The organism is Prochlorococcus marinus str. MIT 1214, assembly GCF_027359355.1.
In the GTDB taxonomy this organism is placed as follows: Bacteria; Cyanobacteriota; Cyanobacteriia; order PCC-6307; family Cyanobiaceae; genus Prochlorococcus_B; species Prochlorococcus_B marinus_F.
The window spans coordinates 311,762-325,509 of record NZ_CP114777.1; the positions used below are offsets into that span (position 1 = coordinate 311,762).

General features: G+C 34.2%; 13 protein-coding genes and 1 tRNA gene. 7 read left to right on the plus strand and 7 right to left on the minus strand.

Features of this window, described 5'->3' with window-relative positions; translation table 11 throughout:
- Positions 1–96 precede the first annotated feature (96 nt).
- Positions 97–1,272, minus strand: coding sequence for an ATP phosphoribosyltransferase regulatory subunit (locus tag O5639_RS01680; protein ID WP_269624783.1), 1,176 nt, complete (start codon positions 1,270–1,272; stop codon positions 97–99).
- A 42-nt stretch (positions 1,273–1,314) separates the two neighbouring features.
- Positions 1,315–2,181 carry an inositol monophosphatase family protein gene (locus O5639_RS01685; protein ID WP_269624784.1) on the minus strand — a complete coding sequence of 289 codons (867 nt, stop codon included), beginning with the start codon at positions 2,179–2,181 and terminating at the stop codon, positions 1,315–1,317.
- Between the two features lie 216 nt (positions 2,182–2,397).
- Between O5639_RS01685 and O5639_RS01690 the strand changes: the two genes are divergently transcribed.
- A tRNA-Ser gene (locus O5639_RS01690) sits at positions 2,398–2,484 on the plus strand.
- Positions 2,485–2,520: 36 nt separating this feature from the next.
- Here the strand turns inward: O5639_RS01690 and pstB are convergent.
- Genes pstB through pstC form a run of 3 tightly spaced genes read right to left on the minus strand, consistent with a single transcriptional unit; the run spans position 2,521 to position 5,224 of the window.
- Positions 2,521–3,324 carry a phosphate ABC transporter ATP-binding protein PstB gene (gene pstB / locus O5639_RS01695; protein WP_269624785.1) on the minus strand — a complete coding sequence of 268 codons (804 nt, stop codon included), beginning with the start codon at positions 3,322–3,324 and terminating at the stop codon, positions 2,521–2,523.
- A 31-nt stretch (positions 3,325–3,355) separates the two neighbouring features.
- Positions 3,356–4,270, minus strand: coding sequence for a phosphate ABC transporter permease PstA (gene pstA / locus O5639_RS01700; RefSeq protein ID WP_269624786.1), 915 nt, complete (start codon positions 4,268–4,270; stop codon positions 3,356–3,358).
- Positions 4,271–5,224: a phosphate ABC transporter permease subunit PstC gene (pstC, locus tag O5639_RS01705; protein ID WP_269624787.1), complete on the minus strand. Its 954-nt coding sequence runs from the start codon at positions 5,222–5,224 to the stop codon at positions 4,271–4,273. It lies immediately after the preceding gene.
- A 150-nt stretch (positions 5,225–5,374) separates the two neighbouring features.
- Between pstC and dnaK the strand changes: the two genes are divergently transcribed.
- The 5 genes from dnaK (at position 5,375) to O5639_RS01730 (ending at position 10,194) form a co-directional block, all read left to right on the plus strand.
- Positions 5,375–7,375, plus strand: coding sequence for a molecular chaperone DnaK (dnaK, locus tag O5639_RS01710; protein WP_269624788.1), 2,001 nt, complete (start codon positions 5,375–5,377; stop codon positions 7,373–7,375).
- Positions 7,359–8,285 carry a DnaJ domain-containing protein gene (locus tag O5639_RS01715; protein ID WP_269624789.1) on the plus strand — a complete coding sequence of 309 codons (927 nt, stop codon included), beginning with the start codon at positions 7,359–7,361 and terminating at the stop codon, positions 8,283–8,285. The genes dnaK and O5639_RS01715 overlap by 17 nt, the downstream gene beginning before the upstream one ends.
- Before the next feature lie 56 nt (positions 8,286–8,341).
- Positions 8,342–8,734, plus strand: a complete 393-nt coding sequence (locus O5639_RS01720; protein WP_269624790.1) for a DUF3110 domain-containing protein — start codon at positions 8,342–8,344, stop codon at positions 8,732–8,734.
- Positions 8,731–9,663, plus strand: a complete 933-nt coding sequence (gene murQ, locus O5639_RS01725) for an N-acetylmuramic acid 6-phosphate etherase (RefSeq protein ID WP_269624791.1) — start codon at positions 8,731–8,733, stop codon at positions 9,661–9,663. The genes O5639_RS01720 and murQ overlap by 4 nt, the downstream gene beginning before the upstream one ends.
- A 90-nt stretch (positions 9,664–9,753) precedes the next feature.
- Entirely contained in the window at positions 9,754–10,194 is a 441-nt protein-coding gene (locus tag O5639_RS01730) for a peptidylprolyl isomerase (protein ID WP_269624792.1), read from the plus strand.
- Positions 10,195–10,209: 15 nt separating this feature from the next.
- On the opposite strand, the gene ribBA is transcribed toward O5639_RS01730, so the two are convergent.
- Positions 10,210–11,895, minus strand: coding sequence for a bifunctional 3,4-dihydroxy-2-butanone-4-phosphate synthase/GTP cyclohydrolase II (ribBA, locus tag O5639_RS01735; RefSeq protein ID WP_269624793.1), 1,686 nt, complete (start codon positions 11,893–11,895; stop codon positions 10,210–10,212).
- A gap of 87 nt (positions 11,896–11,982) precedes the next feature.
- On the opposite strand from ribBA, the gene argC reads away from it, so the two are divergent.
- Complete coding sequence (gene argC / locus O5639_RS01740; RefSeq protein ID WP_269624794.1) at positions 11,983–13,062, plus strand: N-acetyl-gamma-glutamyl-phosphate reductase; 1,080 nt, start codon at positions 11,983–11,985, stop codon at positions 13,060–13,062.
- Here argC and purN read toward each other — a convergent pair.
- Entirely contained in the window at positions 13,046–13,744 is a 699-nt protein-coding gene (purN, locus tag O5639_RS01745) for a phosphoribosylglycinamide formyltransferase (RefSeq protein ID WP_269624795.1), read from the minus strand. The two genes, argC and purN, sit on opposite strands and share 17 nt — an antisense overlap.
- Between the last annotated feature and the right edge of the window lie 4 nt (positions 13,745–13,748).

Consider the following 13,748-nt stretch of genomic DNA (forward strand, 5'->3'; position numbering starts at 1 on the left):
GAATTTCTATTTAGGCGTTAAAAGCAAAAGTATTATTGATTACAGCTCAATAGTTATCGATCCCTGACAATTTTAAAAGGTTATAGTTAATTTATTTCAATCTATCCATTCGATTTTAGTGCATCTGTTGGATTTTAAAAGTTGATTTGTTGCATCATTGTTTTTTAGAGGTTCATGTGAAATTACAGAAATAATTCCTTTGTTGTGCCATTTCTTTTGTTGTCTTAATGCTTTATATAAACCTGTACTTTGTTTATATGCAATTAAAACCTTTTCACTATTAGAGGAAATTTCTTTGCTTGAGGTGACTAATTCCCTTACTTTATCAATACTAATACTAAATCCAATACCGAAGCAATTATTATCGGTAGAACTAAATTTCTTTACCAAATCATCATATCTACCTCCTTTAGCAATAATAATAGGAGCACTTGGGGATGATGAAACAAGTGAAAAGGTTAAACCACTATATAATTTATATTTAGTACCTAATGTAGGGTCTAGTTGCACTTCTATGCCTTTCTCTTTGGCTAATGGTTCAATAATTGAAAATAATTCTTTTAGGTTTTCAATGTACGAATTCGATCCATAGATATTTTCTAGACTGGTTAATACTTCTTCTGGTGTTCCTCTCATATTCAAGATCTTTTTTATAAACATTCTTTGTTTATCTTTTACATCTAGTTTACTCAATGCTATGTAATCAAGATTACAGAGAATTTTTTTTATTTCATCTATTTTGGTTGAATCAAATGAGCTTAAAATAAGTTCCAATAGATATGTATTACCAATAAGCAATGTCATTTTATATTCCTTGTCAATTTCAATTATTTTTAATGATTCAATGAGCAGAGATAGAAGTTCGATCTCTGCGTTAATAGCTTTAGTTCCTATCAACTCTACTCCGCTTTGGAATGACTCCTCAATATAAATACCACCATCAATACTTTGATTGCATTTAAATGATGTACCTGTCGACCAGAATCGAAGTGGTCTTTCATCTTCATTAAATCTACTTGAAGCAGCACGTACAATTGAAGCTGTTATTTCAGGTCTTAATCCAAGAGGTTCATCAGAAACAATTTTTAGTATTTCATTGTTCGATATCCCGCCAGCTGCCATAAGTGTGTCTAGACGTTCAATATGTGGCGGTGATATTCGCTCATATCCCCATAGTTGATATAAAGATGAAAGTTTTGATGCAATGAGATGGTTCTTTCTTACTTGCTGAGGATTTAAATCGCGCGCACCCGAGGCAGGTTGCAATGTCATTATTTGAATCTTTTTATTACTTAAGGATCACATAAATTAGGACTATTTTCCACCATAAGAGTTAGGAGTTAATGGTCTAATTTTTTCAAGTTCTTTTATGAGCTCATTTTGTATCTTTGGATTGCAGGCAAGAATTCTGCCGCTATTCAGATCAAAATCTCCGAAAGGATAGTTCGATACTATTCCACCTGCCATTTCAACTAGTGGTACTCCTGCTGCCATATCCCATTTCGCAAGCCCGCGTTCCCAATAACCATCTACTTTGCCTGAAGCTACAAATGCTAAATCTACAGCGGCTGCTCCTCCTCTTCTGACGCCATGAGTACGATGTGTTAGCCAACAAAATTCTGAATAATTATTATCTAATACTTCTCGTCTGTCATATGCGAAACCAGTAACTAAGAGTGAATTAGATAAGGAATTCGTGTCCGTGACATATATCTTTTCGCCATTACAAAATGATCCATGCTCTGGAGAGGCATAATAAATTTCATTTAAAGAAGGTGCAGATATTGCTCCCAAAATTGGATGGCTATTCCAAATTAAACCTATTGAAGTTGCAAAAAATGGATATCCATGGGCATAGTTGGTTGTTCCATCAAGAGGGTCTATACACCATTTTAATTCTCCATCTTTTGACTTATATCCACTTTCTTCAGCAAGAATAGAAATATTAGGAGTCTCTTTTTCTAAATAATCTATTATTAACTTTTCGCATTCTATATCTGCATTAGTAACAAGATCTCCAGCAGTTCCCTTACATTTTATTGTTTTAATCCTTCCATAATTTTTCATTAGTGATGCCCCTCCTCTTTCTGCCGCCAGTTTGGCAATATCTAATAATTTGTTAATGTCATCTTTAGTTAAGCCTGCATTCAACGATGCGGTTTTACAGGAGGGTATTCTCATAACTATTGTTTATAATTATATTAATCATCTTCTATTGGAAGAGTCTATTTATCTTTAAATCAATTTATTCTCGTAGTAAATTATTTACTACTTGACTTTTTTTTTACCATAAAAATATTTAATAAATAAATCCGACATTTAAATTTTTAACAATTGCTCTTTTGTGGTATATATTTAAATTCAGCAATTGAAAAAACATTTTCTTTGCTGATTTAAGGAGAGGTGGCCGAGTGGTTGAAGGCGCAGCACTGGAAATGCTGTATAGGGGCAACCCTATCGAGGGTTCGAATCCCTCTCTCTCCGTTCCGCATGGTAACTTTTATAAAAAAACCTTAGTGGTTATCCAAATTTTCCAGAAATATAGTCTTGAGTTGATTTTTGCTTTGGTGAATTGAACATGTTTTTTGTTTTATCAAACTCAACTAAAAAACCAATTTTCCCACCTAAATCTTTATCTTTTTTCTCTGTGTTGAAAAAAGCTGTGTAATCACTGACTCTATTAGCTTGTTGCATATTGTGCGTAACAATAATGATTGTAAAATTTTTCTTTAATTCATGAATTGTCTCTTCAATTTTTAATGTAGATAATGGATCAAGTGCTGAGCATGGCTCATCCATTAAGATCACATCAGGTTCAATAGCAATTGTCCTTGCTATGCATAATCGTTGTTGTTGCCCCCCAGATAATGAATAACCACTTTCGTTTAATTTATCCTTGCATTCATCCCAAACAGCTGCCTTTGTAAGAGATTCTTCTACTAATTGATCCATATCACCTTTATATCCATTAACTCTTGCACCAAAGGCAATATTTTCGTAAATACTTTTAGGAAAAGGATTGGGTTGTTGAAAAACCATTCCAATTCTCCTTCTTACTTCAACTGGATCTATATCTTCTGCATATATATCTATTCCTTCAAAAATAACACTGCCTGATAATTTGCAATCTTCAATTAAATCGTTCATTCGGTTGATTGCTCTAATGACGGTTGATTTGCCGCATCCTGATGGACCAATAAAAGATGTAACTTGATTCTTTTCAATATCACAAAACACATTTTTAACTGCAACTGAATTGCCATATTTTATAGATACATTGTCTAGTGAAACTGAATATTTAGGTTTTATATTTTTTTTATTCATTAGCAAATCTTATTATTAGTTTCGCTCATAATTATACTTTATTTTTTGAAAAAGTACCAAGTGTGCCTATCCATCTTGAAAGGATATTAAGGCTTAAAAGTACAACAACTAATATGAATGATGCTGCCCATGCTAGTTGGTTTTGTGCTTCGTATGGTTCAATAGCGAAATTGTAAATTAAGACTGACAACGAACCCATTTCATAGAATAGATCATCAAAACTTGTAATATAGTAACGGGAGAAAAGTGCTGTAAATATTAATGGAGCTGTTTCTCCTGCAGCTCTAGCGAGTGCTAATAATACTCCTGTAGAAATTGATCTAAATGCAGCTGGTAATGTGATATTTGTTATCATTATGAATTTTGAGGCACCAACTCCAAATGCAGCTCTTCTCATGTCATTTGGAACTAATTTAAGTGCTTCATCAGTAGTTTTAATTATTGTTGGAAGCATTAAAATAGACAGTGAGAATCCGCCTGCAATACCACTGAACATTGATCCAAACAATATTTTGGTAGAGACTATAATTGCATATATAAATACACCAGCAATTATAGAAGGAACTCCTGCAAGTACATTTGATCCAAACCTTATAAACTTTGCAAATTTTCCTGATTTTGAATATTCAGCAAGATATATTCCACCTCCTACTCCAACAGGTATTGATATTACTGAAGCAATAAATGTCATTATAAAAGTTCCAGTTATTGCTGGCCCTATTCCTCCCGCTGAGAGAAGATCATCTCCGGGTGGCTCGGGTTCAAGTATTAAGGTGTCTAAGTTTATATAACTTCCACCTTTAATTAATACATAGCTTATGACTAATATTAAAGGAAGGACGGAAATGATAGCAAAAAGAGCAGAAATAATAGTTAATGCTTTGTTCCCAATATTTCTAGATAGAGAGGGGTTATAAGTTAGTGATTTTTGTGAAGCGTAATTCATTTATTGATACTTTAAACTTAATTTTTTTACAATCCACTGGGCAAATACATTAACTATTAATGTTAATATCATTAGGATTAATGCTGCATACATTAATGAAGAGACTTGGCTTCCATCTGCTTCACCAAATTGATTTGCAAGCATTGATGAAATTGTATATGAAGGAGCAAATATTGACCAACTAAAGTTATTTGAATTGCCAATAATCATTGTGACTGCCATTGTCTCACCCATAGCTCTTCCTAAAGCAAGTAAAACTCCTCCTGTTATCCCAGAAACTGCGGCTGGAATAATAACTTTAAAAATAGTAGTCCATCTTGACGCTCCAATTCCATAGGCAGCTTGCCTAAGTTTAGATGGAACTTGATTTAGAGAATCTTTTGAAATAGATGTAATTATAGGTAATATCATTACCACAAGTATTAGTATTGCTGGCATCATTCCAGCACCTAAAGGTTGGGTGCCGAAAAATGGTATAAATCCAAATAGCTCGTAGATCAAGTTCAAAAATGGTCTAATAAAAGGTTCCATAATGAATACTGCCCATAATCCTAAAACTACTGATGGAATAGCAGCTAAAAGCTCAACCATTATTCCAATTACATCTCTTATGTATTTAGGAATTATATTTTCTGTTATAAATATTGCAGTGCCTACGCCTAATGGAATAGCTATTAATAATGAAGCAAGTGATGTAAAAAGGGTTCCATAAATTGCAGTGAATGCCCCATACTCATCGGTTACAGGATTCCATGCAGAACTAACTAGAAACCTCAAACCATATCTTGAGATCGATTCGGTTGATTCATAGTAAACAACTGCAAATATTGAAAAAAGTACTACGGCTACCATTGAAGCCATAGCAATAACAAAATTTTTAAAGCCTATATCCACCAACTTCTCCGAAGTTGGTCTTCTTCTTAGTAAAAATTTCGATGTAGTTGCTTTGTCCACGCGCTAAAGCATTTACTTTATGAATCTATATCTAATCTCAAATTTTTCACTAAGGTAGTGTTAAGGATTGGCTTTAAGTGTTGAAGGGTACATAATAAGTATTGAATACCCTTAAATGCTAGTTACTGTGGGGCTTAAATAAGTATTGCCATGGGGAGAATAGTTGGCATTGACTTGGGAACGACAAATTCCGTTGTAGCGGTGTTGGAGGCTGGTAGGCCTGTTGTTATTGCTAGTGCTGAAGGGGCTAGAACTACTCCATCAGTTGTTGGGTTTACAAAGGAATCTGAATTATTAGTTGGTCAACTTGCTAGAAGACAATTAGTTCTTAATCCAAAAAATACTTTCTCAAATTTAAAAAGATTTGTTGGTAGAGCATGGGATGAACTTGAAGAAACAAGCCTCTCAGTTCCTTATAGCGTTCGTTCAAATGATCAGGGAAATGTTCGAATTACATCTCCTATTACAAAAAGAGAATATGCCCCCGAAGAATTGATTGGAAATATCATTAGGAAGTTAATAGATGACGCTGAAACCTATTTAGGAGAAAATGTTGATGCTGCTGTAATCACTGTTCCCGCTTATTTCAACGATTCACAAAGACAAGCTACCCGAGATGCTGCGATTTTGGCTGGTATTTCTGTTGAAAGGATTCTGAATGAACCAACATCTGCTGCTCTAGCTTATGGATTTGATAAAAGCTCTTCTAGAAAAGTTTTGGTTTTTGATTTAGGTGGCGGAACATTTGATGTTTCATTAATGTCCATTTCAAATGGTGTTTTTGATGTAAAGGCAACCTCAGGCGACACACAGTTAGGTGGTAATGATTTTGATCAAAAAATTGTTGATTGGCTTGCGGAAGATTTTTTAAAAAAAAATAAAATAGATCTAAGAAGAGACAGACAGTCATTACAAAGACTTACTGAAGCGGCTGAGAAAGCGAAACAGGAACTTTCAGGTGTTCAAACCACTCCAATATCACTTCCTTTTATTTCTACAGGAAAAGATGGTCCGTTACATATAGATACGACTCTTAGTAGAAAAAATTACGAGAGTCTTTGCAATGATCTTTTAGATAGATTATTTGATCCTGTTAATACTGTAATTGATGATTCAGGTTGGGATCCTGAGGAGATTGATGAGGTTGTTCTTGTAGGAGGGAGTACACGAATGCCAATGGTAAAACAATTAGTTAAAACTTTAGTTCCAAATCCACCTTGTCAATCTGTTAATCCTGATGAAGTAGTAGCTATTGGTGCTGCAATTCAAGGTGGGATTCTTTCCGGAGAGTTAAGAGACCTTTTGTTAAATGATGTCACCCCTCTTTCTCTAGGACTTGAAACTGTTGGAGGTTTAATGAAAATTCTTATTCCTCGAAATACTTCAATTCCAGTAAGACAATCAGATGTTTTTAGTACCTCCGAGTCCAATCAATCATCAGTTGAAATACATATTTGGCAAGGAGAGAGGCAAATGGCCTCAGACAATAAATCATTGGGTAAATTCAGATTATCGGGTATCCCTCCTGCCCCAAGAGGTGTTCCTCAAGTTCAGGTGGCTTTTGATATTGATGCCAATGGTTTATTAGAAGTTAGTGCAACTGACAGAACTACTGGAAGGAAGCAGTCTGTAAGTATCACTGGTGGTTCAAACTTGAATCAAAATGAAGTTAACAAATTGATCGAGGAGTCCAAGTTAAAAGCATCTGAAGATAGAAAAAAACGAGCTTCTATTGATCAGAAAAATAATGCTTTGACACTTGTTGCACAAGCCGAGAGGCGACTAAGAGATGCTTCACTTGAATTAGGTCCCTATGGTGCTGAAAGACAACAAAGATCTGTGGAAGTAGCTATGAGGGACGTTGAAGATTTGCTTCAAGATAATGATTTGCAAGAACTTGAATATGCAGTTGGTTCTCTGCAAGAAGCATTATTTGGTTTGAATCGTCGCTTGTCAGCGGAAAGAAAAACAGAATCTAATCCCATACAAGGCATAAAGAATACTTTTGGATCTTTAAAGGACGAATTATTTTCAGATGATTACTGGGATGATGATCCCTGGGATTATTCACAAAGAGGGCAAAACAGAAATGGTGATAATAGTTATGGCAGAAGGGATATAGATCCTTGGGATAATGACTACTACCGTTGATCCTAATTATTGGTCTTTATTAGGAGTATCTCCTGAATGTGACGCTAATGAACTTAAATCTGCCTTTAGAAAAGAGGCAAGAAAGTGGCACCCTGATTTAAACAAAAATGATGTTAACGCAGAGGAAAGATTTAAATTAATCAATGAAGCCTATGCGATTCTTAGCGACCCAAAGAAGAGAAGAGAATGGGAGAAACAAAATGAAAAATACACTGATATCTTTGATAATAGATTTCCCACTTATGAAGAATATTTAGAGGTTATATTAGGAGTAAGAACAAATCTAAATATTGATAATGATGATATAGAAGAGCAATATTCTGAGATTTCTGAAGACGATAATGAATACGTTGATCGAACTAATTATAATGAATATATTCCTACAACAAGTGAACCATCACCACCACCCACATTAATTTATGAAGATCAAGAATCCATTGTAGAAATCTCACCAGATCAAGCTCTTTACGGCTCTTCTGTTGAAATTCAATTGCAAGACGGTACTCTTGTTGAAGTGTTAACTCCCCCCTTTGCAGGTGATGGATGGAGATTAAGAATAGAAGGTGCAGCAATTGGTTGTCGTGATCATTTTGTTCAATTAAAAGTCCAAACTGAAGATGGCTTATGTATTGATGGCTTAAGGGTTAAGTATCGTCTTGAATTATTTCCACATGATGCTTTATTAGGATGCGCTGTGGATATCCCAACTCTAAACGGCACGGTAACTTTGCAAGTACCTCCTAATTCATCAACCGGTAGATTGTTAAGATTAAGAGGCCGTGGGTTGGAATACGAAGAATATCGAGGTGATCAGATTGTAGAAATAATTATTGTGTTACCTGACAATCTAAGTGACTCCGAAATTGCATTATATCAGCGTCTAAATGAACTATCTATGGAAAATTATTAGGAATATATTGTTTATTCACTTAATCGATTTATAATTCAATAGGTTATTTAATTCTTATGTTAGTTCATGTCCTTTTGTATGAACCGGGGACTGAAAGTGAAGGTATACATTCCCTCGAACTAAAAGGATCAACAGTAATCCTTATGTTCGAAGATAGAGACGATGCTGAGAGATATTGTGGTCTTTTAGAGGCTCAAGACTTCCCAACTCCTTCTGTTGAAGAGTTAACAAGGAGAGATATTGAAGCTTTTTGTGTCGAAGCTGGATATGAAGCCCGATATGTGGAAAAAGGATTTATTCCAAGCACTGATGAAGAACGCCTTATGATATCCCCACCCCTTTCAAATTTAGAAGTAGGTAATTGGCATAATAATGATGATAGAAATGAACAAATTTCCTCTAATGATCAACTTGAAGAGATAAAGAAACGTTTAGAAAATCTTTTATGATAAATCGTAATAAAGATTCCAAAAATAATAATTATCGGATACTTACGGAGCAGATTAATTTAACATCTAATGAATTGGATATTAAATCGACTAATGAAATTGTAAATATTTTTTCTGAAGCTGATAAAGAACCTCAAAAGGCTGTGGAGAACGCTATTCCAGAGATAGTTAATGCTATTGATGAAATTACAGTAAGACTTAAATCAAATGGTAGATTGTTTTATATTGGCACGGGTACTTCAGGAAGATTAGGTGTTTTAGATGCCTCAGAATGCCCTCCAACTTTTTGCACGAATCCAGATATGGTTCAGGGCATAATTGCTGGAGGCATCCCATCATTAACAAAAAGTTCTGAATCTCTAGAGGATTTATCTGAGATTTCTGTTGCTGATCTTAAAGATAGAAATTTTACAAATAGAGACGCATTAATAGGTATAACAGCAAGTGGTCGAACTCCATATGTACTAGGAGCATTAAACTATTCAAAAAATATAGATGCACTAACTATTTCTATTTCATCTGTTCCAGAATGTGATTCAACGTTAAATAATGATATCGATATTAGGCTGATTACAGGACCAGAGATTCTTGCAGGCTCCACAAGATTAAAAGCTGGCACAGCTACAAAGATGGCGTTAAATATAATTTCTACTTCTGTGATGATTAAATTAGGAAAGGTTTATTGCAATAGAATGATCGATTTATCAGTAAACAACGATAAATTAATGGATAGAGCAATTGGTATTTTATGTGATATCGGTTCAGTTGATAAAGAATCTGCTTTTCAACTTTTAAAGAAGACAAATGGATCCGTAAAATTATCTTTATTAATTGCTTTGTCTGGGATGGATGTTATTGAGGCTAAGCAATTACTCAATGATTCAAACGGGAATTTAAGAACCGCACTAATTACTATTAAAAGTTATTGAATTAAATTTAAGTTTAATTCTTGTTATTCTGAATATACTTTATGCATTAAATTTAAAAAACAGTTATTATAAAAAAAATCAATTAGAGTTATGTCTAAAGTATTGATGAACACAGATAAAGGCCAATTGACTATTGCCCTGTTTGATAATGATGCTCCCAAAACAGTTGAAAACTTTTTGAAACTTGTTAAAGAGGGTTTTTACGATGGCCTTTCATTCCATAGAGTTATTAATGGCTTTATGGCGCAAGGCGGATGTCCGAATACTAGAGAGGGAGCAAGAGGGATAGCTGGAACTGGAGGACCTGGATATTCCATTAATTGTGAAATTAATTCAAACAAGCACGTTGCTGGATCGCTTTCTATGGCGCATGCAGGAAAGGATACAGGCGGTAGCCAATTCTTTTTAGTTCATGCTCCACAACCACATTTGGATGGAGTACATACTGTCTTTGGTAAAACAGATGACATGAAAATACTTTTATCTATTACTAATGGTACTAAGATTATTAATATTAGCCTTATAAAATAGAATTTATATTTATTATTAACTCCATTCAATAGTACTGGTTTTATCTTTTAAATCCCAATCAAATAAAGGCGAATTCTCAAAATTTGAAAGTTCGCTAATTACTTTCTGTTCAATTAATATATTTTCAGATGGATGCAACAGTCTTTCATAGTTATCTGTTTTAATTATTCCAATTCTTTCTGTATTTTCCCAGTTACTTAGTTCTTTAAGAAGTGACTCAAGCAATCTTTTATCTATTAAGTTTCCTTCTAAAAATGTCTTAATATCTCTATGTCTTACATTCCATATAAATAATGGGTTTTTACATAAAGCTATTAACCTTGGAGAGTTTTGAATAGAAATATTTAAAAAATGGTTTTCTGACCATTTATTAGCTTTATCTTCAAAATGTTTTAATTCGTTATTATGAACTTTACCATCCCAATAGACAACAATGTTTTGTCTTTCATTGCTTAAATTTGATTGGGTATTATTACCAATTAAGTGGCCAAGTTTTTCTCTTTTTACTTCAAGATAAGCTGCATTATGATCTCCAGGGCAAATTACTAATGGGACCCTAGACTCAACCTGAAGACCATATCCACCAAGACCTGCTATTTTTCTTGGATTATTGGTTAATAACTTAAGTCTGTTTATTCCTAAATCTGTCAAAATTTGTGCTCCTACTCCATAATTTCTTAGATCTGCCGGAAAGCCTAACTTCTCATTAGCTTCAACCGTATCTAATCCTCCATCTTGGAGGTTATAGGCTTTTAATTTATTCACTAAACCTATACCTCTTCCTTCCTGCCTTAGATATACAACAACTCCTTCCCCTTCTTCAGAAATCCTTGATAAGGCTGCTTCTAATTGAGGTCTGCAATCGCACCTTAATGATCCAAATGCATCACCTGTTAGACACTCTGAGTGCATTCTTACTAATACCGGCTCTTTTAAATTTTCAAGATCTCCTTTTATTATCGCGACATGTTCTGAACCATCCAATTCGTTCTTATAACCTATTGCCTTGAAATCACCAAACAGGCTGGGTAAATTTGCAATTGCTTGTCTGTAGACAAATCTCTCATTTTCAAGTCTGTAATGAATTAAATCTGCAATACTTATCAACTTTAATTTTCTTTCCTTCGCATATTTTTTTAATTCCGGCAGTCTTGCCATTGATCCATCTTGATTTTGGATTTCACAGATAACCCCTGCTGGAGATAGACCCGCTAACAAAGATAAATCTACTGCTGCTTCGGTATGTCCAGCTCTTTTTAATACACCACCTATTTTTGCTCTTAAGGGAAAAATATGACCCGGTCTTCTCAAATCTATTGGTTTTGTTTGACTATTAAGAGCAACTTGAATTGTTTTAGCTCTATCTTCAGCAGAAATACCAGTAGATACTCCAAATTCTGGACCTGCATCGATGCTTACCGTGAAGGCTGTTTGGTTTGAATCGGTATTTCTGTCGACCATTAAAGGTAGATCTAACTGATCTAATCGATCTCCTTGCATCGCTAGACATATCAAACCTCTAGCCTCAGTGGCCATGAAATTTATTTGTTGAGGAGTCGCAAATTGAGCAGCACAGATTAAATCTCCTTCGTTTTCTCTCTTTTCATCATCAACTACAACAACACATTCACCGTTTCTAATAGCAGCAAGAGCATCCGCTATATCATCAAATTCAATTTCATAACAATCTTCTGATTTCAACTTATTCCTCGTGTTTGTGGTGAAATGGTTCTTTGCTACTTATTCTCAAATGAATATCTCATCATTCTACGAAATAACCTTGATGTTATGGCAATTAGTACATTGAAAGCTGGGAAGATCGCAATTATTGGAGCATCTGGATATGGAGGACTTCAACTCGTAAAGTTAATCAATGAGCATCCAATCTTTGAGATTTCTACTCTAAATGGAGAGCGATCAGTAGGTAAAAGCTGGAATGCAATAAACCCTTTTTTGAAACTCCTGAGTGACAAACAGATAACAAAAAGCAATATTGATGAAATTTCTCAAGATTCGGATTATGCAATATTGAGTCTGCCAAACGGTTTATCATCGCAACTAACCCCTTTATTATTAGAAAAAGGTATTAAAGTACTTGATTTATCAGCAGATTATAGATTTAAGTCATTAGACAAATGGAAGGAAGTATATTCCAAAGAGGCTGCAAAATTTCAAAGATATGACTACGAATTATGTGAAGAGGCTATTTATGGCTTTTCAGAGGAATTTAGTAGTGAAATCTCAAAGTCTAGATTAATTGCTTGTCCAGGTTGCTACCCAACCTCATCTCTTAGTGTACTTATTCCATTTTTAAAACAAGGATTAATAGATAGTGAAGGAATTATCATTGATGCCAAATCTGGTACATCCGGAGGAGGGAGAAATCCCACTGAACAACTTTTACTGTCTGAGTGCTCTGAATCTATTAAGCCTTATGGCGTTATTGGGCATAGGCATACGGCTGAGATAGAAACGATTGCTAGTTACTTTGCTGGTCATGAAGTGAATTTGCAATTTACGCCTCATTTAGTGCCAATGGTTAGAGGGATTTTATCGACAGTTTATGCTCGTTTAAGAGATCCTGGATTAACAGCAGAAGACTGCAAAGTTGTAATTGAAGCTTTTTATAAAAATCAACCATTTATTGATATTTTGCCTGTAGGAACTTATCCAGCAACTAAATGGGTTAAAAATACAAATAAAGTTATGATTTCAGTTGAAGTTGATAAACGTAATGGAAGAATAGTTCTAATGAGTGTGATTGATAATCTTATAAAAGGTCAAGCAGGACAGGCTATACAAAATTTAAATATTATGCACGGACTTGAATCAGATATTGGTCTTCCTAAGATTACTTATTATCCATAAAGCTAGTTCTTATATTCTTTGCTACTTTTGCTATCGCTAAAGGTAATATTATATGTTCCATGCTTTGAATCCTTTTTTTTAATTTCTCTTTACTTTCCTGTTCTTTAAGAGGTACTGCAGCTTGAATAATTATTGAGCCAGAATCAACTTCTTTTTGCACATAGTGAACTGTACATCCAGTAATAGTTACCTTCTTTTCTATTGCCTGTTGTATTGCGTCAACCCCTTTAAAAGATGGTAAAAGTGATGGATGAATATTAATTATTCGGTTTTTAAAACTATTAATTATTTCTTCACCCACAATTCTCATCCATCCAGCCATAACAACTAATTCTACAGATAAATCCTCAAGTTTTTTCTTTACCAACATGTCGTGTTCATATCTCGAATTACAATCTCTATGATCAATAATTGCATAAGGTATTTTGTATTTGAGTGCTTTGTTTATTGCTAAGCATTTAGGATTATTGACAATTAATATTGAAATTTCCGCATTAAGTTGCTTGTTTTCTATGGATTTAACTATGTACTCAAAATTAGATCCATTACCTGAGGCAAGGATACCTAATCTTATTTTTGGCGAAAATAGAGAGGTTTCTGAATCTAATGGACTAATTAGGCTCTGTTCATTTAAATCATAAGATAAATTGTTCTCCATATATTCTTTATTATCTTGTTTCATCAAA

Bases quoted from the DNA above. Each gene is read 5' to 3' on its own strand.
- O5639_RS01680 (WP_269624783.1), bottom strand. From the start codon at position 1,272: ATGACATTGCAACCTGCCTCGGGTGCGCGCGATTTAAATCCTCAGCAA.
- O5639_RS01685 (WP_269624784.1), bottom strand. From the start codon at position 2,181: ATGAGAATACCCTCCTGTAAAACCGCATCGTTGAATGCAGGCTTAACT.
- pstB (WP_269624785.1), bottom strand. From the start codon at position 3,324: ATGAATAAAAAAAATATAAAACCTAAATATTCAGTTTCACTAGACAAT.
- pstA (WP_269624786.1), bottom strand. From the start codon at position 4,270: ATGAATTACGCTTCACAAAAATCACTAACTTATAACCCCTCTCTATCT.
- dnaK (WP_269624788.1), top strand. From the start codon at position 5,375: ATGGGGAGAATAGTTGGCATTGACTTGGGAACGACAAATTCCGTTGTA.
- O5639_RS01715 (WP_269624789.1), top strand. From the start codon at position 7,359: ATGACTACTACCGTTGATCCTAATTATTGGTCTTTATTAGGAGTATCT.
- O5639_RS01720 (WP_269624790.1), top strand. From the start codon at position 8,342: ATGTTAGTTCATGTCCTTTTGTATGAACCGGGGACTGAAAGTGAAGGT.
- murQ (WP_269624791.1), top strand. From the start codon at position 8,731: ATGATAAATCGTAATAAAGATTCCAAAAATAATAATTATCGGATACTT.
- O5639_RS01730 (WP_269624792.1), top strand. From the start codon at position 9,754: ATGTCTAAAGTATTGATGAACACAGATAAAGGCCAATTGACTATTGCC.
- argC (WP_269624794.1), top strand. From the start codon at position 11,983: ATGGCAATTAGTACATTGAAAGCTGGGAAGATCGCAATTATTGGAGCA.
- purN (WP_269624795.1), bottom strand. From the start codon at position 13,744: ATGAAACAAGATAATAAAGAATATATGGAGAACAATTTATCTTATGAT.